Here is a 25797-nt window from a genome sequence, read left to right on the forward strand (position 1 = left end):
GGTTCCCCTCTCGCCCGGTTCAGGGGGGACCAGGGCCCCCGTCCCCCCGTCCACCAAGCGGAAGCAACGTCTCCAACATCACGGCTTACAGGCATGTCAAGAAACACACAGGAAAGTCACAGCAGACGTACAACCTTCCAGCCCTGCCGCGAGTCGCACACATCACCCCACACCGGAAGGCAAGGCCACGCGCCCACGGAACACGCCACGGTTGTCCGCCCGTACCTCCTGACTGACCGTGATGTCTCCGCCCTGATAGGGCACGAGGAAGGTGAACGCGTAGCGATGCGCTGCGGGCCGGTACCCATGTCCGGCATCCAGTTCCCACGTCTCCGTGGAACTCTTCAGCGTGATCTGACCATCGGTCGCGGTCACCCCCGCCTTGCGCAACTGGGCCAGCGTGGGCTCGACTTCCCGCACAGCTCGCTTGAGCGCGGGCCGATCACGGGCAGCCGACAACTGCCATCCGGAAGCGGCGACTTGAAGCCGTACGACCCCGCCGCCGCCCGCCCCCGTACGACTGACCGTCGCACTCTTGGCGTACGACGCGAAGGCATCCAGCTCGGCCACAGGATCCTCAACGTCATTGGCGATGTCGGTCTGGGACAACGGCCCCTGCTTCCACCCCGCGGCACCCTCCTTCACGTAACCGGTCCCACCGACGACGTACACCACCTCGGCCTTGCGCTCCCCCTTGCTCGTGGTGATCGTGCCGGTCTGCTGGAGCGCGGCGGGTTCGGTGGTGCGGTGCACGGTCGCGGCGTACGTGGCGGAGGAGGGCGCCTGCCCCTGCAGGACGGCGGACTCACTCCCCCACAGCGCAAACGTCCACCCCTTCTCGGCGCTCACGGCCTGCCGGGCACGGGCGACGAACTGCGCGGCGGTCTCAGGCTTCGCCGGGGCGGGCGCGGTGGTGGAATGCGACGTGCCGGCGGCCTCCGGATGGGCCTGCGCCGCCTTCGACGAACCGTGCCGCCCAGCAGCCTTCCTCTTGCCGCCGTGCGGGGAGCACCCGGACACCCCCACGACCACGGCGGTGGCGACGACCAACACGACACCGACGGCACGACGCCCACTCGAACAGAGGGGATTTCCGGTTCCGGGCAGCACGACATGACCCTTCGGCTGGGACGGGGGTTCGATGAAGGCCCGGTTATACATCAACGACCAGGGGAACAGCGAGCGCCGAGACGAACCGGGATGAACAGCCCCTTCGCACCAAGGAACGGCACGCCCTCCGTCCAAGGCATGTATCCGAGGCACCCCGTGCGCACGGCCGTTCACTCCGAGGCGGTCGCGTCCCGGCACAGCAGGCGCAGCGAGCCGTTGCCGTCGTAGCAGCGCCGGGCCTCGTCGATGGGGTCCCAGAGCCGGCCGTCGGGCGTACGGATCCAGTGGTCGCCGCCGGTGGACCACCACTCGGCGCCGCTCTGGCGGACGATCACCTCGCCGGCGTAGGCACCGAAGCCGCGCAGCACGTTCTCGACCGCCGCGTACGGCGGATCCTCGCGCCGTATCTCCTCGATCATCCGGTCCACCCGCCACAGGCTCTGTGCCGAGTAGTCGAGCCGCACCCGCGCGCCCTCGCGCATGGTGGCCACCGCGTCCGCCGCCCATCGCACGGGCTTCGTCGCGGCGTTCGGCCTGGTCGTCTCCTGCTGTGCTGTCAGGTACTGGGCTGTCACATAGGGAAGAGCGGCCTGGGCAGGGCATTCGTCACTCGGTTCCGCTTCGTTTCGGCAACCGGCGCAGGACCGCCTCAGCTCCACCGCACGACAGGCACAGGACCCTCTCAGCAACCAGGTTTGACTCCGCTGCGGGCCCGGCGGGAGACCACCGCCCTCAGCACCCGTCGGCCCTCGACCGAGACGTCCAGGGCGCGGCGCAGGCCCTGCTTGCCGTGTTCGGCGAGGAGTTCCAGGACGAGGATCTGGCGCCGCAGCTCGGCGGCGACCAACGGGGACGCGCTCTCGGGGCCGCCGGCCCGCTCGGCCTCCACGTCGTCCTCCGGGGTGGTTTCGTCGACGGCGGGGTCGAGCAGCCGGTGGATGCGCAGGGAGGCGACGGAGCAGGCGTCCGCCCACTCCCGCAGCGCGTCGGCGGTGCGCTCGGCCGGGGCGGCCTCCAGCATGCGGCGGGCGAGCAGCCCGGCCTCGTCCTCCGCGGCCTCCTCGCCCGCCCCACCCGCGTTGCCCGGGTCGAGCGCGGCGCGCGCCTTCTCCAGGCTTCCGGCCCAGTCGGAGCCGTCGGCGAGGTGCGTCCACAGCGGGCGCAGTGCCTCGTCGTCGCCGCCGAGCAGAGGCACGCACCGATCCAAACAAGCCAGTCCGCCGGCGGCGAGCCCGCGTTCGTCGGCCTGTGCGATCCGTTCCAACAGGCTCATGAAAAGCCTCCCTAGCCGGGGCACCGACCGATACGGAGCCCGCACTTCCCCTAACTGCGTGCAACGGCGCGGGATTGTCACAGTGACGGGTTTTCAGCCAAAGTCAGCCAAGGACCGAGACCGGGACGGGGCCCGCCAGAGCCTTGCTGTGCTGCATCTTTGTGAGCTTGAGAACGACCAGGATGGCGAGCACGGCGGCCACGCTGTCGACCACGTCGGAGAACAGCATCATGCGGGCGGCGTCGTGCAGTTCGGCCGCGCCGTCGGCGTGCCGGTACTGCGTGTCGGCGGCCCGGCCGGCGAACAGCGAGATGATCCACACCGTCCACCAGGAGTTCACCAGCCCATGGCCGGGGCGCTCGGCCCAGGCGGCGCTGGAGTCCCAGATGTCGAGGATGATCCGGCGCGGGAACCACAGGTTCACGACCGGGCAGAACCAGCCGCCGATCGTCCAGCCCCGCGACCTGCTGTGCCCGCCGGGGTTGAACACCTCGGCGTTGACCCGCACCCGCCAGAACCAGCACAGGTACACGGTCATCGTCGCCAGCAGGGCGAGGACCTGGACGACGCCGGAGGCGTTGTAGAGCGCGTCGGCGTGGTCGGCCCGGTGGATCACATCGGCACCGGTGACCCCGTCGGCGAGGTCCCCGGCGACGTTCATCTCCAGCGTGTCGGCCACGACGGCGAACAGGTCGGCGGCGATGACCACGCCGAGCAGCACGGCGGCGGCCCGGCCGAGCCCGACCGGAGAGCGCACGACGGCGCCGGGCACGAACGGCGCGGCGGGCATCACCGGCGGGGCGGTCACGGCGCACTGGGCGCACAGGGTGCCCCCGGGAACGGCGGCGAACTGCCGGCAGCGGGCACAGATCATGAAGGGGTCCCCCCGAAACGACGTGGAAGCGCGCGGCTCTCCCCAGAGCCGGGTCCGTTGAACCGGGTCCGCGCGGTGACGAACACCGGAAGATACGGTTCGCGCGCCTCGCACGTCCACTCGAATCCGGCACTCGAATCCGGGTGGGACCTCAACCCAGCCGGTCCGCCAGCTTCCTGAAGTCGGACCAGGTGAGCGGCGGGGCGCCCGGATCCCACAGCTTCTGCACGGTGGCCCGCAGCGGCATGCGGATGCCGGCGGCGACCTGGTCCTGGGTCTGGGCGTACGGCCGGTCGCTCCAGACGGCGAAGAAGCCGCCGAGGATCTGCCCGTCGTAGCGTGCCGGCACGGCGGCCGTCCCGCGCACCACCCGCGGGTTCCACTGCTGGTAGATCCGCTGCCCCGTCGGATACACGAAGGTCTGCGGCTGCCCGAGGACGTAGTAGAGGTACTCGTCGTTGTAGTTGATGAGCTCCCGGCCCGCGCCCAGATACTCCGCCGGCGGCCGGGCGCCGTACTCCTTGCCGGTCCAGTAGGCGACCTGGAGGTCCTTGGCGGGCTGCACGGAGGTGCTGCGGAAGAAGCCGTCGTTCCAGGCCCGCATCGTCCTGTCGTGGGCGCGGACGGCGTCCGCGCGGTCGTTGAGCCAGCCGGTGGCGAGGTCGGCGACCGTGCCGCCGGAGCCGTACTTCGTCCGGGCGGCGGCGGCCAGTTGCGGATAGGAGGCCTGCGGGTTCGCCACGGTCAGCGCCTGGTACTCGTCGCCGCCGAGGTGCCACTGGCTGCCGGTGAACAGGCCCGCGTACTCGTTCAGGAGCTGGTCGATGAGCTGCGCGGAGGCGGGCTTGGAGATGTCGATCGCGCCGCGGGTGGCGACCCCGCTCACGTTGCGCAGTTGCAGGTCGGGGTGGGCGGCGAGGACCGCGCCCAGGTGTCCCGGCGAGTCGATCTCCGGGACGACGGTGATGTGCCGGCTGTTCGCCAGGTCCACGATCCGCTTGACCTGTGCCTTGGTCAGATGGTCCTCGGAGACGATCTCGGGGTGGGTGCTGGACTCGATCCGGAAGGCCTGGTCGTCGGAGAAGTGCAGCCCCAGCTGGTTGAACTTCAGGTCCCCCAGCTCGCGTATCCGGTCCTCGATCCAGGACTCGGTGTACGGCTTGCGCGCGATGTCCAGGTTGAACCCGCGCACCTGCTTGGCGGGCTCGTCCCGCACGACCCCCTCCGGCGCCGTACCCCCGCCGTGGACCTCCTGCTTGAGGGTGCGGGTGCCGTAGAAGACCCCCGCGGCACCGGGCCCGCTGATGTCGACCCGCCCGCCGCGCACGGTCATCGTGTACGACTCCTGGTTCCCGCCCCCGCCGAGCGCGAGCCGTACGTCCCCCGCCCGTACGTCATCGTTCTCGCCCGCGTACGTCAGCCCCAGCTCCCCGGCTATGAGCCGCCCCTCGTCGGCCAGCTCGGCGTCGCTCACCACCACGCGCCGCCCCTTGCCGGGCTGCCAGCCGGGGCCGCGCGCCGGGGTGTGGGAGCGCACCGCGGGTATCGTGCGCGGCGCGCGGGACAGCGGGTAGGCCCGGCTGGGCGTGGGACTGGCGCTGGGGGTCGCACCCGTGTCGGCCTCGCCGACGCTCGCCCGTTCCGACGAGGCCTCGGACGGCCCGTTCTCCGGCTTGCCTCCGCCCCCGTCCGCCGAGGCCCACACGCCGACGCCCACCCCGAGCGCGACGGTCCCGGCGAACGCGGCGGCAACCACCGCCCGCTTACGTTTGACCTGCTGCGCCGAAGGACGGCGCCGGTGCTGGCTCACCCAGCCAACGTACGACCACTTGCCGCGTCGTTCGTCATCGAGACCTTCCGAAACTCTCCCGTTCGAGTGAAATTCGGGCATCCGTCGGACACACTGTGACCACTCTCGATAACGTGAAGACACGCCTTTCACAGCATTCCCCGCCACACCACATGTGACTCGAGGACCCACGCTGCCCGCCCACCGTCTCCCCTCTCTTCCCCACCCGCTGGACGCCTTCAACGCCGCCCACGCCGACGAGGCCCGCGCGCTCCTCCTCCACTGCCTGCGCAGCCTTCGCTGGGCACGCCGGGTCGCCGACCACCGCCCCTACCCCGACCTGGACTCCCTCCTGGCCGCGGCGGACGAGGCGGCATACGACCTGACCCCAGGCGACCTGGCCGAGGCCCTGGCGGGCGAGTCCCTGCCCGAGCTGCCGGAAGGCACGTATTCAGCGGCCCACATGGCCCTGAGCGCGGCCCACGCGGCCTACGAAGCCAGATTCGGACACGCGTTCGTCATCTATCTGGGCGACACCCACCCGGACGAGGCCATCGACCGCAACCTCGAAGGCATCCGGTCACGGTTGACGAACGATCCGGAGGACGAGCGGGTGGTGGCCTGGGACGAACTGCGGCGCCTGGCCAGAAACAGGCTGGCGACCTGCCTGACGGGCGCGGGGTTGTTGCATCCCTCGGCGGCTCCGGGCGCGAGCAACCCAAAAGCACCAGCATCCGGCAAATAGCAGCGGCCCCCACCCCCGTGGCGGCCCGTCCGCTACCCCATCCGGTGCCATTTTGATCACACAAGGTAGGCCCCCCGTAAAGCACGGCACGGCGCATGGCTACGATGCTGAGGGCCGGTGGACCAGATCCGGCCGGGCCCGACCGACAGTGAAGCCGGCGCGGCCCTAGTCCCCGCTCCCGGAGGGTTCTTTCGTGCCGGCTGGAACGCTGTACCGCGGCCGGGAAGGAATGTGGTCCTGGGTGGCTCACCGAGTCACCGGCGTCCTCATTTTCTTCTACCTGTTCGTCCACGTGCTGGACACCGCTCTCGTCCGTGTCAGCCCCGAGGACTACGACAGGGTCGTAGCCACGTACAAGACGCCGATCATCTCGGCGATGGAATACGGCCTCACCGCAGCCGTCCTCTTCCACGCACTCAACGGCCTGCGCATCATCGCCGTCGACTTCTGGTCGAAGGGCCCGCGCTACCAGAAGCAGATGCTCTGGGCAGCCGTCGGTATCTGGGTCGTGCTCATGGCCGGGGCGGTCTACCCCATCCTCGGCCACGCCGCTCGTGTTCTGTTCGGGAGCTGACGCCCATGTCCACGACTGAAATCACCACCGGAGTCGGCCCCGTCGAGGGCGCCCCCGTCTACTCCGTCGACAACCCGGCCCCGCTCATCGAGGCGCCGCGCAAGCGGACCAAGAAGACCCCGAAGTCCACCCGGGGCAACTTCGAGATGGCGGCCTGGCTGTTCATGCGCCTGTCCGGCGTCGTGCTGGTCGTCCTCGTCATCGGCCACCTGCTGATCCAGCTCGTCCTGGACAACGGCGTCACCAAGGTCGGCTTCGCCTTCGTGGCCGGCCGCTGGGCGTCCCCGTTCTGGCAGGTCTGGGACCTGCTGATGCTGTGGCTCGCGATGCTGCACGGGAGCAACGGCCTGCGCACTGTCATCAACGACTACGCGGAGCGGCCCAACAGCCGGCTGTGGCTCAAGGGCCTGCTCTACACCGCCACGGTGTTCACCATCCTGCTGGGCACGCTGGTGATCTTCACCTTCGACCCGAACATCCGCTAGGCACGGGGCTGCGAGAATCATGAAGATCCACAAGTACGACACCGTCATCGTCGGCGCCGGCGGCGCCGGTATGCGCGCCGCCATCGAGTCGACGAAGCGCAGCCGCACCGCGGTCCTGACCAAGCTCTACCCGACCCGCTCCCACACGGGCGCCGCGCAGGGCGGCATGGCCGCCGCGCTCGCCAACGTGGAGGAGGACAACTGGGAGTGGCACACCTTCGACACGGTCAAGGGCGGTGACTACCTGGTCGACCAGGACGCCGCCGAGATCCTGGCGAAGGAGGCCATCGACGCCGTCCTCGACCTGGAGAAGATGGGCCTGCCGTTCAACCGGACGCCCAACGGGACGATCGACCAGCGCCGCTTCGGCGGTCACAGCCGGAACCACGGCGAGGCCCCGGTCCGCCGCTCCTGCTACGCGGCCGACCGCACCGGCCACATGATCCTCCAGACGCTGTACCAGAACTGCGTCAAGGAGGGCGTGGAGTTCTTCAACGAGTTCTACGTCCTGGACCAGCTGATCACCGAGGAAGACGGCATCAAGAAGTCCGCCGGTGTCGTCGCCTACGAGCTGGCGACCGGCGAGATCCACATCTTCCAGGCGAAGGCCGTCATCTACGCCTCCGGCGGCACCGGCAAGTTCTTCAAGGTGACGTCCAACGCGCACACGCTGACCGGTGACGGCCAGGCCGCCGTCTACCGCCGCGGTCTGCCGCTGGAGGACATGGAGTTCTTCCAGTTCCACCCGACCGGCATCTGGCGCATGGGCATCCTGCTGACGGAGGGCGCCCGTGGTGAGGGCGGCATCCTCCGCAACAAGGACGGCGAGCGCTTCATGGAGAAGTACGCGCCGGTCATGAAGGACCTCGCGTCCCGTGACGTCGTCTCCCGCTCCATCTACACGGAGATCCGCGAGGGCCGCGGCTGCGGTCCCGAGGGCGACCACGTCTACCTGGACCTCACGCACCTCCCGCCGGAGCAGCTGGACGCGAAGCTCCCGGACATCACGGAGTTCGCGCGTACCTACCTCGGCATCGAGCCCTACACGGACCCGATCCCGATCCAGCCGACGGCCCACTACGCGATGGGCGGCATCCCGACCAACGTCGAGGGTGAGGTCCTGGCGGACAACACGACGGTCGTCCCGGGCCTGTACGCGGCCGGCGAGGTCGCCTGCGTGTCGGTCCACGGCGCCAACCGCCTGGGCACCAACTCGCTGCTGGACATCAACGTGTTCGGCCGCCGCGCGGGCATCGCCGCCGCGGAGTACTCCCACAAGGCCGACTTCGTCGAGCTGCCGGAGAACCCGGAGGCCTTCGTCGTCGAGCAGATCGAGCGGCTGCGCAACTCCACCGGCAACGAGCGGGTGGCCGAGATCCGCCGCGAGCTGCAGGAGACCATGGACGCGAACGTCATGGTGTTCCGCACCGAGCAGACGATCAAGACGGCGGTCGAGAAGATCGCCGAGCTCCGGGAGCGCTACCGGAACGTGGCGATCCAGGACAAGGGCAAGCGTTTCAACACGGACCTCCTCGAGGCGATCGAGCTGGGCAACCTGCTCGAACTGGCCGAGGTCATGGCGGTGTCGGCCCTCGCCCGCAAGGAGTCCCGCGGTGGTCACTACCGCGAGGACTACCCGAACCGCGACGACGTCAACTTCATGCGTCACACGATGGCGTACCGCGAGGTCGGCGCCGACGGCGCGGAATCCGTCCGTCTCGACTACAAGCCGGTCGTCCAGACCCGCTACCAGCCGATGGAGCGTAAGTACTGATGGCTACCCCTGTTCTGGACAAGGTGGAGGCGGAGGCCGCGGCGTCCCCCTACATCACCGTCACCTTCCGGGTCCGCCGGTTCAACCCGGAGGTCTCGGCGGAGTCGACGTGGGAAGACTTCCAGCTGGAGATCGACCCGAAGGAGCGTGTCCTCGACGGCCTCCACAAGATCAAGTGGGACGTCGACGGCACCCTCACCTTCCGCCGCTCGTGCGCGCACGGCATCTGCGGCTCGGACGCGATGCGGATCAACGGCAAGAACCGTCTTGCCTGCAAGACCCTGATCAAGGACATCAACCCCGAGAAGCCGATCACGGTCGAGCCCATCAAGGGCCTCACGGTCCTCAAGGACCTCGTCGTGGACATGGAGCCGTTCTTCCAGGCGTACCGCGACGTCATGCCCTTCCTCATCACGAAGGACACGAACGAGCCCACGCGTGAGCGTCTCCAGTCGGCCGAGGACCGCGAGCGCTTCGACGACACCACGAAGTGCATCCTCTGCGCCGCCTGCACCTCGTCCTGCCCGGTGTTCTGGAACGACGGCCAGTACTTCGGTCCGGCCGCGATCGTGAACGCCCACCGCTTCATCTTCGACAGCCGTGACGAGGCGGGCGAGCAGCGCCTGGAGATCCTCAACGACAAGGACGGCGTCTGGCGCTGCCGCACGACCTTCAACTGCACGGACGCCTGCCCGCGCGGTATCGAGGTCACGAAGGCGATCCAGGAAGTGAAGCGCGCGCTGATCACGCGTCGCTTCTGATCCGATCGGATCAGCCGTCGCCTACGGCGAGTTGGGCCCCGTCTCCGGTTTCGCACCGGGGGCGGGGCCTTCGCCGTGCTGGATCCCGTTCGGGTGACGCGACCGGAACCGGCCCACGTGCGGCCCAGCGACCTTGAAGGATGCCCGTAAGTCGGCCGGCTTCCCGAAAGGCTCGCAATGTCAACGACGCGACCGCACCGTCCCTTGATCGCGGCAGCCGACCGGCTCATGGAACGCAACCCGGGCTGTCGCTTCGAGATCATCAATGGCGTCCTATTGGCGACACCACTCCCCGACGGCCCTCATGCCGAGGTCCTCACGGATGTCATGCTCGCGTGCATGCACGCCGGGATCGACGGCACCGAGACCGAGGTCCTCCAGAGGGTGGGACTCTGGCTACCCACCGGTCCGGAGGACTACGCCATCCCCGATCTGTCTGTCGTCGACGCGGACATCTGCGCCCACATGGTCGAGCACAACTGCTACGCCCCGTCCTGCTTCCGTATGGTCCTGGAGGTTACCTCGGAGAACCCCAACCTCGACCTCCGCCACAAGGTCTCCGCGTATGCCGCGGCCGGCATCCCGCTGTACGTCATCGTCGACCGCCATGACCAGCGGCTCCATGTCTTCATGGCTTCCCGCGAAGGCGCTTACACCACCCACCGGGTCCACTCCCCCGGCGAGTCGGTCACCCTGCCCGACTCCATCGGCGCCGAGGTCACTTTGGACGTGGGGAGACTCCTGAAGGCCGGCCATCCCTGACCCTGGCCGTCCACTGGTGGACCGAGTCAACGGAAGAAGGAGACGCAGAAGTGACGGGCTTCCACTCCTGGGACGAGGTAAAGCACGAGGTCTTCGACGCCGAGGACTTCGAAGAGGTCGTCATCGGAGCACGGCGCATGGTGACCGAGGCCCGCGCACACCGGCTTGCCGAAATGCGCAGACAGCTCCAGCTCAGGGGTCAGCCAGCGGAACCGCCCCTTAGATGCACAGCTCTCAGCTCTTGCCCTCCGTTTCCTTCGGCTGACGGCCGGGCCGCTCGCTAATCGCGGTCAGGTCGATCTCAATGTCGAAGGGGACGGAGAGCTTGAGCCGGTCGTGGAAGATGCCGGTGAGGGCATAGGCGCTGGTGGCGGGGTCGAGTTCGTAGACGTAGACGACGGGCAGCCCTGCCTCTTCGTCCTTCTCGACCCGCCAGAAATGCGGCACACCGGCCGCAGCGTACTTGCGGGGCTTGACCTCGCGATCACGCTCACGGGAGTCGTCCGAGACGACCTCGACGGCCAAGAGAATGTCTTCGGCCCTGTACCAGGTCTGATCAGGCCCGGTGACCGCGTCCGCCGGAAACACGACGATATCGGGCTCAGGCCGATTCTTCGGGTCCAGTTTGATCGTCATTTCCCGGTCGACGTCAAGGTGCTCGGGCACCTGCGCCAACAAGGCGTTGTCCAGCAGACGCAGGGTGCGCGAGTGGAACCGGGTCTGCGGACTCATGAAGACGAGACTCCCGTCGATCAACTCCGTGTGCGGCGGGAGGCCCGGAATCCGGTCGAGGTCGTCCGCGGTCCAACCCCCGGGCGGCGGGATCGGCCAGCGATACCCAGGCTCGCCGCCCTGCCCTGCCTCATGCTCGGATGCGGCGCTCATCAGTGCTCCCATGGGGCCGGAGTCTCGCCTGTAGTTTCAGCCTACCCAGGCGGAATGCAGGGCGCCTCACCTCAACGAGTGATCACATGGCCATGACGCGGCAGGTTCCCCGGTCCGGCGCCTGGAGGGGCAGGATCCCCTCCAAGGACATCCATGTGCAACAGCGCGGCCGGGTACCGTCTGAGTGTTGCCGCAGAACGGAGTTCGCCGTGTCGCAGAGCATCGAGGAGCACACCGGCGCCCGGATCGCCCGTATCCGGAAGCAACGTGGTCTGACGCAGCAGGGGCTGGCGATGCGGGCGCATGTGTCGAAGTCGCTGTTGTCGAAGGTGGAATGCGGGCAGAAGCCCGCCTCCCCGGCTTTTGTCGCCACCTGCGCCCGCGCGCTGGGTGTTTCCGCGTCCGAGCTGCTGGGGCAGCCGTACGCGGACGAACTGCGCCGGGACAGGATGGATGCGTTGATCCAGCCGATCCGTGAAGGGCTGGAGAACTGGGACATCCCTCTGAACTGGGAGACCGCTCCGCGCCCGGCCGCACTGATCTGGACGGATGTCCAACGAGCGCTGGAGCAGCGGCGTCAGGCGCAGTACACAGACATGGTGCGCGACCTGCCCGTGCTGATCGACGAGTCGGTGCAGGCCGTGCACACCAGCACCGGGGAAGCGCAGCGGCTGGCCTACGAGTGCCTGGCGGAGACGTTCCGGTGTGTGTTCACCGTGGCATGGAAGCTCGGCTTTCTCGATCTCGCGACTGTCGCGCTGGACCGGCTGGCGTGGACCGCACCGCGCACCGACGAGCCGGGGCTGGCCGCGATGCATGCCTTCCTGCGTGCGCAGACCACGATGTCGTCGGGCCGGTACGACGTAGGTCTGCGGGTGGTCGACCGGGCTCTGCGGGACCTCGATGGCCAGGAGTCACACCGCCCGGCGGGCATTGAGGCCATGCGGGGGATGCTGCACCTGCGCGCCGCGACCATCGCGGGTCGCATGAAGGACAAGGACCATGCCGACGCCCGCCTGGCCGAGGCCCGTGCCCTTGCCCAGGCCACAGGCGAGCTGCCCGACTTCGGCGTCACGTGGGGGCCGGTGAACGTCGGTGTCCACGCCGTGGCGATCGCCTCGGAGGCTGACGACTTCGGGCGCGCGATCGAACTCGCCGAGGATGTACGCATTCCGCGTGGCTGGACCCGTTCGCGGGCCGGGCACCACTGGATGGACCTCGGCCGAGCCCACGCCTGGGCCGGCCACCCTGAACAGGCTCTGGACTGCCTGCACGATGCCCGGCGCATCGCGCCTCAGCAGACCCGTTACCACCCGACCGTGCGGGAGACCGTGCTGGCTCTCAAGCGGCAGGAGCGGGCGCGTAACGGCTCGCTGACGCAGTACGCGGAGTGGGTCGGGGTGTAGCAGCTTCCTGGCAGGAGGAGTTGCACCCTTCAGTGCAACTGCCGTGCATCGCCAGTCGGCAGGCTGACGCTCAGTCAGGACCTCCGCGACCGAGCGAACGGTGCGGGGGGCGTGGCCAATGCTGACAAGGAGCGTCGACATGCCGCACTGCATCGCCCGCATTTCCGAGTCACTTCTGCGGCTGCTCTGGCCGGCACCGGGCCGCCACCGCAGACCTGATCGCCATTTCATCAACCCCGGGGTGGAGACATCGACTGAATGTCCGCCTCGCGCACCCTCTGCCCCCGTGCTGCGCGGTGAGGACATCGGCCTGATCCGCCCGTACCTGGTCGCGCACGAGCAGCGGGACCGGCAGCGCCGACGGACACCGCGGCGCGCACTACGGCTGGCTGGGCACGGCTTGGACATCGGGCCCCGGCTGATGAACGGCGTGGAGGTGCGGCCCTGATGAGCCTCGCGAATCAGGCCCGCCTGCTCCCCTGGACCGGGCCGGAAGGAAAGCCCTGCTACCTCGAAGGCGACGGGACCGGACATCTTTCACGCCTCGCTGACAACATGGAGTCAGCCCAACTCGGCCTGGCTGGTGAACTCATTCAGGAGGCAGAGCGCATTCTGGACGAGCGTCAGTGGATGGCTGGCGAACTGCACCTGCTGACAGTCCAGTTGACCGAGGCGCTGACGAACGTCCACCGCATCGCGGTGAGCCGGGGCGCCCGCCTGCCCGCGCCGGCCTACGAAGACCTCGATGCCCTCGACATGCCGGACGACGAGGACGACCAGCAAGACGCCGCGCAACCGGCCAACTCGGCTGATCCGACGGTGGCGAACCCCCGTTCCGGCCGGATGCCTGCCTAGCCCGTCCGGAACGGGTCGCACACCAGGAGCCCAGGGGCTGCGCCGACCGGGGGATTCCTCATGCTTTCCGGAGCACCTCAGTCGTCATCGCGCGCAGACACCGCCCCGGCCGTCACTCCTTCCCCCGCGTCAGCGGCTTCGCCTTCACCACAACCACAGGCAGGCCTCTCGCCCCTCCAACCCTCACCCACCGCTTCCCTCAGCTTCCGTGACAAGCCCGAACTCCGACGCATCCGCTTCCACGACCTCCGGCACTCGACCGCCACCCTGCTCCTCGAATAGGGGGTGGAACTCGTCGTGATCAAGGAACTCCTCGGCCACGCCAACATCGGCGTCACCGCCACCGTCTACGCCCACGTACGACTCCGCCTCCAGCAGAACGCCATCGACGCCCTCGATAGCATAACGAGCGTCAAAACCAGTCGAGTTGACGGCGACAATCCGCCTTCGCTCACCGCCCTTGCCAGTTGACGTTGCCGTCAACTACTGCCGTCACCCCACGCAGAAGCCCCGCCAGAACACACATCTGACGGGGCTTCGTTTTTGCTGACACTATCGGCACTTCTTGGATCTCAATAGCTCCCGGGGCACGCGCTACCCCAACATTTGATCTTCGTCGAACCCAAGCTCACCTTCGATCCCCAGTTCAACAGCTGCATGCCATCGGACAGCGTCGGGCCATGACTGGGCTGTCATCTGGCGAATGCACTCAAGGGCCTCTGGCGTGCCAATTTCCCCCAGAGAGGCGATAACTTTCTGGCATAGCCAGTACGCCGGAGCGTCCTTACTTACCGAACCTTCCGCTACCCGAAACAGGGAGGTAACCGCGCCAGCTTCCCGGATCTCGCCCAAAATGTCTACGAGATCCTCCTTGTTCAATCCTGCGGCATCTGAATCAAGGACCTCCTGAAGAACCTCACCAAGACCCGCCACCCGGAGAGGGGCAGCCAGGTTGGCAAACTTCTCAACCCTGGTCCAGTTTCCCATGTGCGCCGCTTCGCGAATCCAAGAAACGATGCCGCCACAGAGCCCAGGATGCAGTTCCGCAATGGACCTGGCATCCTGTTCCGTGAGAAACCCATTCACGAGCGATTCCACTAGATCAGCTTCAGATCGTTCGGCCATTGGGGGGGTCACCAGTCATCCACCCTTTCAAATCCGGTAATATTCGAATTGAACACTCCGACCGATCCAGGCCGCAGGCCGAAAGTATCAGCCCCGCGTTCCGATTTCAGGTGCACGGCGTTGATATCCTGACCGATTTCCCCCGGAGTTTTACCTGCCGAAATCAATGCTTCGCGGGTACCTGGGGACATTTCAAAGCGGACCAGGATAGTATATTTATCGGCATTCCTACCTCCCCTGCGTGCGGTCCTGGCACGCAGGCCTTCAAGGTACTCACGGGACTGCGTGACGAAATTCTCTGTACCCTTGACAGTGATCTCACCATTGGCCCCCAGCTGAGCGAATTCCTTCTCACTCATCGCACGATAGAAGGTTTCGTTGCAGTTATGAACGAGGACCGGCGTGGCCCCCGCCAGCACATAGTACGTGTGGACACCGCTGACGGTCAGGTCGTGAGTGATCTGCCGCTTGGTGAAGTGGCGGACGGCAGCGACCTTGACCTGGCGACCGTCGTTGGTGCGCAGGGTCATGCCCGGGCGCAGGTCGCCGGCGTCCACCCAGTTCCCCCCCGAAGGGGACCAGAACGGGTGCGTGGTGGTGGCGATCAGCGGTGCACTGGAGTTTTGCCCCTTGGCGCCCTTGATGGTGAGGGCGACGAAATTCTTGTCGTCCTTCGTGAGGATGGTGTCGATGACCTTGTAAGCGGTCGTCTTCCCGCTCTTCGGATCGGTGGCGACGACCTTGTCCCCGTCCTCCACATCCTCGATGTGCTTGGTTCTGCCGCCTGCCAGGAGGACCTGCGTCCCGGCCACAAAGCTGTGATTACATCCGACGAACCTGGTTTTGCCGGGTTCTCCCCGATACGCCTCGCCAGCAAGCAAGGAATCGGTGACCGTATCCTGGAACGCGTACGAGTGGAATGGGGATTCCACGAGATGGCCGGTGAGCAGGGCTTCGGTGGGGCTGTTGCAGTGAAGGAACTTACAATAATTCTTCAGGAAGTACGAGATCTCAGCATGTGATGCACCGTAGAGCCACATCTGGAACGCTGCTTCATATCTGAGTTCTCCGCTCGGCTTGTCGTAAAGGTGAGCTGCCTTGTTGTACTCGGCCTCCGAGGTATTGCTGGGGTTCCTTAGCGGCTTTGTCCCGCTCGTGTACAGGGTGACCGTCGTGTCGTAGGAGACGTGAGTGGCCAGCACGATGTCGGGCTCGTTCGTGGTTGCGGAGTTGCCACCGCTGCTATCGAAGATCGGCTTAAGGCCAGTGGGATCACTCTGGGAGATGGGGCTGTTGCGGGAGTAGGCGTACCCGTTCATCTGCAGCGGGTCCGCTATGTCGACGATCGGGTCCGCGGAAAGGAAGCGGCCCGAGTTCTGGTCGTATTCGCGGGCGCCTATGTGGGTCAGGCCGGAGGCGGTGTCGTCAATGCCTACGCCGAGGTACGTGCGCTTGTTGGGCCACGTCGTCGGCTTTGCCCCACGGACCTCGCCGTACGGCTTGAACGCGCGACGCGTCACCGGCTGGCCGCTCGCCAGATCCACCGACGTGTTCGCTGTGCCCAGCTGGTCGGCTATCAGGACGCTCAGTTTGTGGCCCGTGGTGGAGCCGTTCGTCGTGGAGCGGACGACCGTGGGGGCGCCGGCCTGGGTGTAGGTGCGGGCGGCACGGGTGATGGTGCCTGTCGCGTCCGTGGTCAGTTCCGTTGCGCCCAGGTACAGCGTTGAGCCGGATGACGAGTTCTCCAGTAGCCGGTTGCCGTCGGCGTCGTAGACGTACGTCGTCTTCTTGCCGTCGGCGGTGATGGAGTCGAGCTTGTTCTCCGGTGACCAGACCAGGTTCTGTGTCGTGGCGGGCAGGGTCCGGACCTTGGTGTTGCCGGTTTCGTCGTAGGTGTAGGTGCTGCCCTTGCCGGACGGGCTGGAGCTGATGCCCGTCATCGTGTGGGGCTGGGTCGTGCCGCCGCCGGTGACCGTCTTGCCGTATCCGTATGTGTAGGAGACGTTCTTCGACGCGTCCGCCGTGTCGTAATCCGTCATCTTGGCGCGGCTGCCGAGCCAGTCGAAGGTGAAGGACTGGCGGTAGGCCGTCGCGCCCGTCGAGACGGTCGTCGTATCCGGGGCCGCTGCCGAGAGGGTGGAGCTGAGGGAGCTGTCCGGGCTCGTCGTGTCCGTCGCCGAATCCGACGCGTCCGTCACCGGACCCGACGACGTCGCGTAGTCCGTGCGGTAGCCCCACGTGGTGCCGTTGGAGGACTTGCAACCCGTGCCGTTGAAGTTTGGCGTGATGTCCGACGTCCAGGCGTGCACCAGCTCGCCCATCGCGTCGTACGTGAAGCACTGGGTGTCCCAGGTGTCGCCCGTCGACTCGCTGAGCTTGCGGGCGTTGGAGGTGATCACGCCGGACGTGTCGTAAGCGTAAAAGCTGTCCGTGATGCGGTGCGGGCCCGACGTCTCGCGGTCCGACACCGTGCGCTGGAGACGGCCTGTGTGCGGGTCTACGAAGTTGGTCGTCCAGAGGCGGTAGGGCTGGGAGCCGGAGACGACACGCAGGGGTTCGCCGTACGGCGAGTACGTGACGTCGGACGTGTACCAGGTCAGGCCGGAGGTGGACTCCGGAAGGCCGTCGGAGGTGTAGCGGGTGACGACCTTTTCCCTCGCCAGGCCGCCGGCGGCCGGCAGTGTGACGGACTGCGGTTTGCCGGTGGGCGTGTAGTCGTAGGAGTAGGTGTACGTGCCGGACAGGCCGGTCGTCATCGAGTTGGACGGGATGGTCGTCTCGGTGACCACCGGGTTGTAGTCGGCGTCGTAGCCGACTACGCGGTCGATGTAGTCGCCGCCGTCGGTGTGCCGGATCGAGCTTCCCGGCTTGCCGATTCCGCTGTGCGCGTCGTCGTAGGTGTACTCCTTGACCGGGGTGGACGTCGCGGAGCCCTGGCGGACGTACCTCACCCTCCCGAGCAGGTCGTACTCGGTGAACGTCTCCTGCTGGCGGGCGTTCTTGACGTGGTTGGGGCGGTCCGCCTCGTCGTACCAGGTGTACGTCGTCCCCGTGTCGGGGTCCGTGGAGGACGTGACCCGGCCGCGGGTGTCGTACGTGTACGACCAGACGTTGCCCGCCGGGTCCGTGACGGTGCTGCGGTTGCCCCTGGCGTCGTAGGCGTACGTCGTCGCGCGGGCGACCGTCGAGGTGGAGAGCACCTTCGTGTAGTGCTTGACGGAGCTGACGCGGCCGAGGGCGTCGTAGTACGTCCGCATCCGCGGCGTCGTCGTGCCCGGCGGGTCGACGTACGTGCTGGTGAAGCCGTAGCTGGTGGTGGTTGCGTACTTGTAGTCGCCGCCCTGGTAGACCGACGCGCGGACTTCTCGCTCCAGGCCGTCGTAACGGTGCTTGGTCCACGTGGGGATCAGGGACTTCGACTTGGGAGCGAAGAGTTCCGTCTTCGGATCGCCCGCCGCCAGGTACCCGCCGGTCTGTTCGTCGACCAGACCGTGGTCGTCGTACTTCGTGTCCGTGATGATCCGGCCGGCGCCGTGGGCCTCGGACTGCTTCTGGACCTCACGCATCAGGCCGTCGTAGAGGGTGACCTCGGTGGCGTAGGAACCGTCGTCCTTGAGTGTCTTGACGGTCACGGCGGCCGGGCGGTTCACGCTGCTCGTGGCGATCGCCGGGTCGTAGTCGATCACGACGTTGGGCGACATGCCGCCCGAGGAACGGGACGCGGACCAGCCCTTCACCAGGCGGCCGAGGTCGTCGTACTCGTAGCGCGTCGCGCGGCCGTTGGGGTCGGTGACCGTGAGGGGGAGGCCGCGGCCCGGGTCGTAGGTGGTCGTGGTGGCATGGCCCAGGGCGTCGATCGCCTTGGTCTGGGTGACCGGACCGCCCGCCGCGGGGATGTACTGCGTCTCGGTCGTACCCTCGCCCGGACTGGTGACCGTGCGGATACGGCCGAGGTCGTCGTACGTCGTGTCGGCGGCGACCGAGTACGAGGTGCCGGCGCCGTCGATCTCGGACACCGAGGTGACCAGGCCCTTCGTCGGCGTGGCACCGTAGGCGATCTTGTCGTAGGTGTTTCGCATCGCCGACTTGAGCTGGGTTGCCGGGTCGGCGGTGGCGTAGTCGGCGCAGGAGGTGCCCGTGGTGCGCTGCTCCTTGGGCAGGCCGATCAGCCAGGCTGTGGTGTTGTGGACGTACGTCGTCACCGTGCACGTCTGGTCGGACAGCTTCTCGCTGGTGCCGTCGGGTGTGACGACGGCCGTCTCCACCTGGATCGGCAGACCGTAGGTGTCGTCGACGGTGGTGAGGGTGCGGACGGCCCGCCAGCTGCTGCTTTCCGTGTAGCCGCTGCTGCTCTTCGTGTAGCCGCTGCTGTCCAGGTACTGGATCGCATCCGTCCGCTTGATGCCGGTGCGGTGGGCGAGCAGCGGGTCGGCGTCGGTGCCGTCCTCGTTCTCCCGTGGGCGGGACGCCGTCTGCTTGGACCAGGGATAGTTCAGGGTGCGCTTGAGGGCCTGGCCGTCGACGTCGCGGTAGGTGATGGTCTCGGCCGGCATGCCCGCGTACTGGGGGGCGTCGTCCGCGAGCAGCGTGCGGGTTTTCGTCGAGTCCTTGAACTCGCCGCCGGTGCCTTGGAAGTAGCGCGTCACCGCGTACGACTGGGACTGCGGGTCGCCCTGCTCGGAGCTGGACTTGCTGCCCTTGATCACCGTGACCTGGAGGTAGCCACGCCAGTCGCTGTACGTGCGCATCGCGGGGCGAGTGAACTCGTCATCGCTCTTCGCCCAGGCCGGGCCCTCGTACGCGTACTTGGTGACGATCGGCTCGCCGTTCGAGGTGACGTTGTCGGTCTCGGTCACGGAGTCGACGACGTACTTGTTGAACCACGCCTTCTCCGGAGTCCTCACGTCGCTGTCGGGCGACCAGCGGACCGGGAAGCAGGTGCCGTTGTCCTTGCCCTTGTCCTCGCTGGGTTCGAACCGGCAGCCGCCCGTGTACTCGACCTTGATGTCACCGCCGTACTCGGTGGAGACGGTGCCGATGCGGGGGCGGGTGAAGCCTGGGGTCTGGTCGCTCTTGTTCTTGCGCACCAGGTTCGGCAGCTGGCGGTCCTTCAGCCACTGCATGGACTTGGGCGAGGTGGAGCCGACGGTGTACCGCGCGAAGCTGACACCGTCCTCCGACTGGAGGGTGCCGGTGGTGTCGCCGGGGCCGTAGCCGGTCCGTGTGATCGATTTCAGCCAGAGGCCGGGGGACGTGTCGTACCAGTCCGCCGGGAAGGACTGGTGAAGGGTGTACACGTCCACGTTGTCGAGGCCGGTCTGGCCGGCGCGGGCGGCCTTCGTCGTCACCGTGTCCAGGCGCCGTTGCGTCCAGAAGGACGGGAAGGGCGGGCACAGCTTGGACGTGGACTTGCAGTTGAGGTTGCCCGGCGTGTCCCACCAGGGACGGTAGGCGCCAGGGTCGTCGGTCTTGTCGAAGTTCTCCGCAGTGCAGGCGGTCTCGGACTTCAGGCAGCGCTGCTTGGTGCCGAAGTCGATGGTCGCGGACGGCTTGGTGAGGTCGTCCGTGCGCATGCCGTACTGGATCGAGGTCGGGTACGCGGAACGGTCGTATTGCTCGGGCGACTTGGACTTCTTGCGTACGGCGTAGTAGTTCGTCTCCTGGTCCCAGTCGACGACCATGACGTTGCCATTGACGTCGACGACCTTGTCCAGGCCCCAGCGCCACGCCTGCTGTTTGCCCGCGCCGCAGCGGGAGTCGGCGAAGGCGTCGGCGTGGCAGGGTTCGCCGGGGTGGTTGCCGAAGACCGGGACGGTGGAGACCGAGTCGGTGTCGGCGTGGCCGCCGCCGACGTGGTTCAGGCCGTAGTAGTACTGGGTGCCGTCAGGCGTCGTGACCACCCAGTACTCACCGTTGTTGTCGCCGTTGCCGCCGCCGACGCGGTGCTCGACCCGGGTGCCGTCGTCCTGCTGGGGGCGGTAGAACTCGCTGTCCTTCTCGGGGTCGCTGCCGGAGGCGGCGTCCCGCACCAACTCGGTCGTCTTGCCGCCCAGGGACATCACGGCGTTGTACGACACCCAGCACAGGTCGGACGTCTTGTCCTTCGTGGCGGTGTTGTTGGGTGTACCGGCCTTCAGGGTCTTCCGGTCGTCCTTGCACGTGCGGTAGCGGCGCTCGATGTAGCCGGGGTCGTACGACCAACCTTCGCCGATCCAGGACGCCTGCGGTGACGACACCGCGGTACGGCCGTCCACCGTCTGGGAGTTGTAGTCGAAGGAGATCTTGGGCGCCGGGCCCGCGGGCGGGTTCGGCACGGTCAGCGGGTAGGACCACGTGAACGCCCCGGACGAGCCTCCCGCCTCCCACTTGCCGTCCGAGGCGAGCGGCGTCGCCTTGAAGCTGCCGCCTGCCCCGCTGCCCGAGACGCTGCCACCCGAGTCGAGCGCGCCGAGGACGGCCGTGCCGCTGCCCATGGCCGCGGGGGTCGCCGAGGTGGACGTCCGGTACGCCGCCTGGACCACGCCGGATCCGGCGGTGGGCGAGGACTTCGCGGTCGCCGGGGTCACCGTGCTGTCGGCCGCCGGGTCGACGGTGGCGGTGATGGAGTTCGACGCCGTGTCGTTCGTCGTCTCCAGTTCCTCGTACTGCTGGCATGCCTCGTCGTCCGGCGTCGTCAGATAGCAGTCGGGGAACTGGACGAAGCTCAGGCGGGATGCCCAGTCGGCGCCGTAGAGGCTCTTGAACTTGGAGTAGTCCAGCTTGACGGAGACGGGGACCGCGCCGGTGTCGGGGGCCTGCACGACCAGCAACGCGCCAGCCACGCCTTGGCTGACGGCGGAGGTGCGGTCCGGGATGTCGACCTGCCAAGTGCCGCTCGGTGCCGGCTGGCCGGAGGCCTGGCCGAGGCTGACGGGGAGGCTGCCGACGGGGCTCAGGGCTGTCTGCTCGGCGGTGGCCGCGGCCCCGTGGAAGGAAGCCGTCGTGGTGGTCGAGTCGAAGTTGACCGCGCCCTGCAGGTTGGACGGCGGAGTCGTCGTGCTGACCGGCGCGCTGAGCTGCTCCTTGGGCACGTCGTCCGTCAGGACGTCGGCCCTCAGCGAGGGCAGGCGGCGGCTGAACGCATGGCCGCCGGGGACCGGCAGATCAGGCTTGAGGTCCTCCAGTGTCAGCGTCTCACGCCCGGTCTCGGCCTTCGACGGATCCGGTGGCAGCGCGAATGACTGCGCGGGCAGCAACCCCACCAGCAGCGCGGCGGCCGTGACCGGCACGGCGGCGCGCGCGAGGCGATGCTCGCGGGCACGCGAAAGACGATCGAACACGGCGAGGCCCCCCGGACCACTTGGAGCGGGGCCGGTGACGGACCACGCGTGACGACGTATCAGACAGTGGGGATTCTGTGATCACCCCGTGAGGAAACGCCAGAGGCTACGGATTGATGTGATCACTGCCACGGAACGTAACGTTCCGCTACAGGATGAACAGCCTCAAAGGAGGGGAAGCGCTTTACCTGGCGTTAACAGCCCTTTAGTTCACTATGGGGCGGGCATACACAGCCCAGGTCAAACATCCCTTCGCTTTGCCCGGATCAGGCATGGCTTTTACTTTCTACGCCTCGCTGCTTTGTCGCCCGCTTGCCATTCGGCAAGCCGATCGACCTCCCCTGCCGAGGGCCGAGGCAGCCCCCTGTCGCGTCGCACGCAACTTCTCCACAGGGTGACGACAGTTCCCTCATAGGTCATCATCGGCTGGCCCGGCCACGCCGTATCGCGCGCCGGCTCCAAGGGGGAACGAGGGGGAAGGGGAACGCGCCCGATGACGCGCAACTGGCGCCGTATGCCTGGCCGCAGAGCTAGCGCGGCGCTGCTCGCAACCGCCGTCGCCACCACCGGAATCGTCTACGCCGGGTTCCGGATGGACGGCGACGCCACGCACGGCGAGCACGGTGAGCACAACCGGCACGCGAAGACCGTCACCGAAGCCGCAGCCCAGGCCCAAGCGGCCCGGACCGGCAAGAACGTCGAGGTCACCGCTGCCCGTACCGCGCACTCCACCACCTGGGCCCGCCCCGACGGCCTCATGATGAAACGGCTCTACTCCTCCCCGATCCGCGCCAAGGTCGGCGGTGAGTGGAAGAGGATCGACCCGACACTGCACCGCACCAAGGCCGGGTGGGAGCCGAAGGCGACAAATACCCGCGTGGTCTTCTCACCGGGCTCTCATGGAAGCGCCGAACAGCCCGCCTCCCGTTCGACCGTGAGCCGCGTCTCCCTGCTGAAGAGCTCCGCCACCAGCGACACCGGAACCCCGCTGGTCACCCTGCACGTCGGCGACCACGACATCCAGCTCACCTGGCCCGACGCCGTGCCCACCCCGATCATCGACGGCAACCGCGCGCTGTACCCGGACATCTTCCCGGGCGGCGACCTCGTCCTGACCGCCGACGACGACGGCTTCGCCCAGCTCATCGTGCTGAAGAACCGTCAGGCAGCGTCCGATCCACACGTCCAGCAGCTCGTGTACGGCCTGCACTCCGCCGACCTCACCTTCCGGCTGAGCCCGTCCTCCGGCATCGTCAGTGCCGAGGATGTCAACGGCGACGAAGTCGCGATGTCGCCCACGCCGCTGATGTGGGACAGCAGCGGTGCACCGGCCGTGAGCGACAGCACCGTGGGCGAGACGGCCCAGCCGACCGAGCCCGAGACTCCGGATCCCTCCGACTCCGCCGATCCCACGCCCAGCGACAGCCCGAGCCCCAGCGCGGAAGCTCCCGTCGAGTCCGACGAGCAGAGCGACACCGACGTAGAAACCCTGCCCCCCGCCACCGACGGCCCCGAGCCGACCGTGTCGGAGTCCCCGCTGCCGTCCGCCCCGCCCGAGCCGACCCCTGCCCCCTCGCAGACCGGCGCGGCGGCGACGCTGAGCATGCCCTCCCTCGACGGTCCCTCGCCCGACTCGCTCGGCGCCCTGGTCGATGCCGACCTGTCCGCGGGGAAGTGGCTGCTCACCCCCGACCAGGACTTCCTGGCCGACCCGGCGACCACGTATCCGGTGTTCATCGACCCCCCGTTCAAGAAGCACGCTGAGAACTGGACCACGGCCTACGACCGCTTCCCCCACGCCACCTTCTACAACGGCAAGGGCTTCAACAAGGGCGGCACCCATGAGGCCCGCGTCGGCTTCGAGTCCGACACCTGGGGCACCTCCCGCTCGTTCTTCAACATTCCCTTCGACAAGGACCTGAAGGGCACGAAGATCACCCGCGCCAAGTTGACCATGCTGGAGACCTACTCCTGGTCCTGCAGCGCCCGTTCCATGAGCGTGCACCTGACCGGAGAGATCGACTCGCACACCAACTGGAGCAACGCCCCCAAGCTGCACGACGGCAACAAGCTCGCCACCAAGAGCTTCGCACACGGCTGGAAAGCCTCCAGTTGCCACGACGCGTACGAGGCCTTCGACGTCAGGCACGGTGCCCAGGAGGCCGCCGACGACGGCGACGACACCATCACCTTCGGCCTGCGCGCCCGCGACGAGCACTCCCAGTACGCGTGGAAGAAGTTCCAGGCCGACGGCGACAACGCCCCCCTCCTGGAGCTGATCTACAACCGCAGGCCCAGCATCGTCCCCGGCTCCCTCGATCTGGGACCGGACGCCAGGTGCACCACCACCAAGCCGTACGTCCGCATGGGCTCAGGCGACCTGACCTTCACGGCCAAGGCCACCGACAAGGACAACAACCTCGACTACGTCGACTTCGACCTGTGGCCGACGGGCAAGTGGAACACCACCGGTGATCTGCTCGGCTCCGCCGGCGAGAAGAACTTGGCCAACGGCACCGGCACCGCACTGGTGACCGCGAGCGCCGACACCGGCAACCTGAAGCTGACCAACGGCACCGTCTACTCCTGGCGCGTGCAGGCGCGGGACGACGCCAACAGCTCGTCCGGCTTCGCCCCGGCCAAAACCCCCTGCCGGTTCGTCCTCGACACCACGGCTCCCAGGCCGCCCAAGGTCAGCTCCACCGACTTCCCCGACGCCGACGCCGACGACAACGGCTTCGGCAACGACGACGAGGACTCCAACTGGAGCACCAAGAAGTTCGGCACCCCCGGCTCCTTCACCGTCCGCGCCCTCAACACCGACGTCGTCCGATACGAGTACGGGTTCAACTCCGCCTACTACCCCTTCTACCTGACCCGTATCGCCGGGACCGACACCTCGGTCAGTGCCACGATGACCAACGCCAAGCCGCCGACCGCCGGCCCCAACGTGCTGTACGTCCGCACCGTCGACAGCGCCGGCAACGTCTCGGAGCCGACGAAGTACTTCTTCTACGTCAGTCCGCGGGACCAGGCCGACAAGGCCGGCGACTTCACCGGTGACGGCATGCCCGACCTCATGGTCGTCACCGAGGCCGGCAACCTCGCCCTCTACCCCTCCCAGGCCGACAAGGACGACCCGAACCAGCCGACCGGCGACCTGGACTACTCCATGTCCGGCGCCTACCGCGCCAACCCCGACAAGGACCCCAACGGCGACGACCTGCCGCCCTTCGAATCGGCGCGGGGGCACTTCAAGGGCGCCCTCATCACCCACAACGGCGACATCTACGGCGGCGACGGCCTCCAGGACCTCGTCGCGCGCGTCGGCGGCAAGCTCTGGGTCTACCCGGGCGACGGATACGGCGCCGTGAACGTCGACAAGCGCCGGGAGATCCTTCTGCCCGAGGGAGCGCCCAGCCCCGCCGACTTCACCCAGATCATCAGCGCCGGCGATGCCACGGGAGACGGTCGCACCGACTTCTTCGCCACCGTCAGGAACGGCACCGACGACGAGCTGTGGGCCTTCATCGGCTACCACGGCGCGACCATCGACCAGGCGATCCGGCTCTCCAGCTGGGCATGGAAGGACCGCGATCTCGTCACCGCACTGGACATCAGCGGCGACGGCGTCACCGACTTCCTCTACCGCAGCGACGTCTCCGGCCGTCTCATGCTCCGCAAGGGCATCGCGGACGGCGACGGCGGGGTCGACCTCAATTCCCTCGCCGCCGGCGCCAACTCCTCGGGCGGTGTCGACATCGAGTACGCCGCGTCCGGCTGGCTCAGCAGCAGCGTCCCGCTCCTGATCGGCACGCCCAGCACCGACGGAGACACGGTCCCGGACTTCTGGGCCGTCCGCTCCGACGGTTCCGTCCGCTTCTACTCGGGGGGCAAGAGCACGCTCACCAGTTCCGGAACGGAGATCATCTCCCCGAAGGACTACTGGAAGACCCGCATCGCCATCGGGTGATCGGGGGAACCGAACCGGTCGGCCCGAGGGCCCTGTTTCCGATGCTCCGGAAGCAGGGCCCTCGGGCGTTTTTGTGCGGGTTCTCTT

The 25797-nt window shown here is 67.6% G+C and carries 18 protein-coding genes and 1 pseudogene; 11 read left to right on the forward strand and 8 right to left on the reverse strand.

Annotated elements, in window-relative coordinates:
* Nucleotides 1–162: 162 nt before the first annotated feature.
* The 5 genes from ACWD35_RS19415 to ACWD35_RS19435 form a co-directional block, all read right to left on the reverse strand.
* Nucleotides 163–1053, reverse strand: a complete 891-nt coding sequence (locus ACWD35_RS19415; RefSeq protein WP_451352485.1) for a hypothetical protein — start codon at nt 1051–1053, stop codon at nt 163–165.
* Nucleotides 1054–1280: 227 nt separating this feature from the next.
* The gene (locus tag ACWD35_RS19420; RefSeq protein WP_451352486.1) at nt 1281–1685 is read right to left on the reverse strand and encodes a hypothetical protein; all 405 of its coding nucleotides are present in this window, start codon (nt 1683–1685) and stop codon (nt 1281–1283) included.
* Between the two features lie 107 nt (nt 1686–1792).
* On the reverse strand, nt 1793–2383 hold the full coding sequence (locus ACWD35_RS19425; RefSeq protein WP_451352487.1) for a hypothetical protein: 591 nt from the start codon (nt 2381–2383) through the stop codon (nt 1793–1795).
* A 103-nt stretch (nt 2384–2486) separates the two neighbouring features.
* Nucleotides 2487–3257: a DUF4328 domain-containing protein gene (locus tag ACWD35_RS19430; RefSeq protein WP_451352488.1), complete on the reverse strand. Its 771-nt coding sequence runs from the start codon at nt 3255–3257 to the stop codon at nt 2487–2489.
* A gap of 151 nt (nt 3258–3408) precedes the next feature.
* Nucleotides 3409–5067, reverse strand: a complete 1659-nt coding sequence (locus ACWD35_RS19435) for a family 20 glycosylhydrolase (protein ID WP_451352489.1) — start codon at nt 5065–5067, stop codon at nt 3409–3411.
* Nucleotides 5068–5221: 154 nt separating this feature from the next.
* Between ACWD35_RS19435 and ACWD35_RS19440 the strand changes: the two genes are divergently transcribed.
* The 6 genes from ACWD35_RS19440 to ACWD35_RS19465 all read left to right on the forward strand — a co-directional run bounded on the left by ACWD35_RS19440 (nt 5222) and on the right by ACWD35_RS19465 (nt 10147).
* Nucleotides 5222–5791 (forward strand): 2-oxo-4-hydroxy-4-carboxy-5-ureidoimidazoline decarboxylase, encoded by a 570-nt coding sequence (locus ACWD35_RS19440; protein ID WP_451352490.1) that lies wholly within the window; start codon nt 5222–5224, stop codon nt 5789–5791.
* A 193-nt stretch (nt 5792–5984) separates the two neighbouring features.
* A complete protein-coding gene (gene sdhC, locus ACWD35_RS19445; protein ID WP_451352491.1) occupies nt 5985–6365 on the forward strand; it encodes a succinate dehydrogenase, cytochrome b556 subunit in 381 nt (126 codons plus the stop codon).
* A gap of 5 nt (nt 6366–6370) precedes the next feature.
* Nucleotides 6371–6850: a succinate dehydrogenase hydrophobic membrane anchor subunit gene (locus tag ACWD35_RS19450; RefSeq protein ID WP_451352492.1), complete on the forward strand. Its 480-nt coding sequence runs from the start codon at nt 6371–6373 to the stop codon at nt 6848–6850.
* A gap of 19 nt (nt 6851–6869) precedes the next feature.
* Nucleotides 6870–8624 carry a succinate dehydrogenase flavoprotein subunit gene (gene sdhA, locus ACWD35_RS19455; protein WP_451352493.1) on the forward strand — a complete coding sequence of 585 codons (1755 nt, stop codon included), beginning with the start codon at nt 6870–6872 and terminating at the stop codon, nt 8622–8624.
* Complete coding sequence (locus ACWD35_RS19460; protein ID WP_451352494.1) at nt 8624–9385, forward strand: succinate dehydrogenase iron-sulfur subunit; 762 nt, start codon at nt 8624–8626, stop codon at nt 9383–9385. Before sdhA ends, ACWD35_RS19460 begins: the two co-directional genes overlap by 1 nt.
* 177 nt (nt 9386–9562) lie before the next feature.
* Nucleotides 9563–10147, forward strand: a complete 585-nt coding sequence (locus tag ACWD35_RS19465) for a Uma2 family endonuclease (protein WP_451352495.1) — start codon at nt 9563–9565, stop codon at nt 10145–10147.
* Between the two features lie 234 nt (nt 10148–10381).
* Here the strand turns inward: ACWD35_RS19465 and ACWD35_RS19470 are convergent, their stop codons facing one another.
* On the reverse strand, nt 10382–11032 hold the full coding sequence (locus ACWD35_RS19470; RefSeq protein ID WP_451352496.1) for a Uma2 family endonuclease: 651 nt from the start codon (nt 11030–11032) through the stop codon (nt 10382–10384).
* Between the two features lie 209 nt (nt 11033–11241).
* Between ACWD35_RS19470 and ACWD35_RS19475 the strand changes: the two genes are divergently transcribed.
* The 4 genes and pseudogenes from ACWD35_RS19475 to ACWD35_RS19490 form a co-directional block, all read left to right on the forward strand.
* Entirely contained in the window at nt 11242–12438 is a 1197-nt protein-coding gene (locus ACWD35_RS19475) for a helix-turn-helix domain-containing protein (RefSeq protein WP_451352497.1), read from the forward strand.
* A 286-nt stretch (nt 12439–12724) separates the two neighbouring features.
* The gene (locus ACWD35_RS19480; protein ID WP_451352498.1) at nt 12725–12886 is read left to right on the forward strand and encodes a hypothetical protein; all 162 of its coding nucleotides are present in this window, start codon (nt 12725–12727) and stop codon (nt 12884–12886) included.
* Complete coding sequence (locus ACWD35_RS19485) at nt 12886–13293, forward strand: hypothetical protein (RefSeq protein WP_451352499.1); 408 nt, start codon at nt 12886–12888, stop codon at nt 13291–13293. The genes ACWD35_RS19480 and ACWD35_RS19485 overlap by 1 nt, the downstream gene beginning before the upstream one ends.
* Before the next feature lie 131 nt (nt 13294–13424).
* Nucleotides 13425–13764 (forward strand): annotated as a pseudogene (locus ACWD35_RS19490) (tyrosine-type recombinase/integrase); the annotation flags it as partial.
* A gap of 123 nt (nt 13765–13887) precedes the next feature.
* On the opposite strand, the gene ACWD35_RS19495 reads toward ACWD35_RS19490, so the two are convergent.
* Nucleotides 13888–14391, reverse strand: a complete 504-nt coding sequence (locus ACWD35_RS19495) for a HEAT repeat domain-containing protein (protein ID WP_451352500.1) — start codon at nt 14389–14391, stop codon at nt 13888–13890.
* Between the two features lie 35 nt (nt 14392–14426).
* On the reverse strand, nt 14427–21737 hold the full coding sequence (locus ACWD35_RS19500; protein ID WP_451352501.1) for a polymorphic toxin-type HINT domain-containing protein: 7311 nt from the start codon (nt 21735–21737) through the stop codon (nt 14427–14429).
* Between the two features lie 493 nt (nt 21738–22230).
* Here ACWD35_RS19500 and ACWD35_RS19505 point away from each other — a divergent pair, with 493 nt between their 5' ends.
* Nucleotides 22231–25710, forward strand: a complete 3480-nt coding sequence (locus tag ACWD35_RS19505; RefSeq protein WP_451352502.1) for a DNRLRE domain-containing protein — start codon at nt 22231–22233, stop codon at nt 25708–25710.
* Nucleotides 25711–25797: the final 87 nt, after the last annotated feature.

This window comes from Streptomyces sp. NPDC002671, from assembly GCF_053592475.1.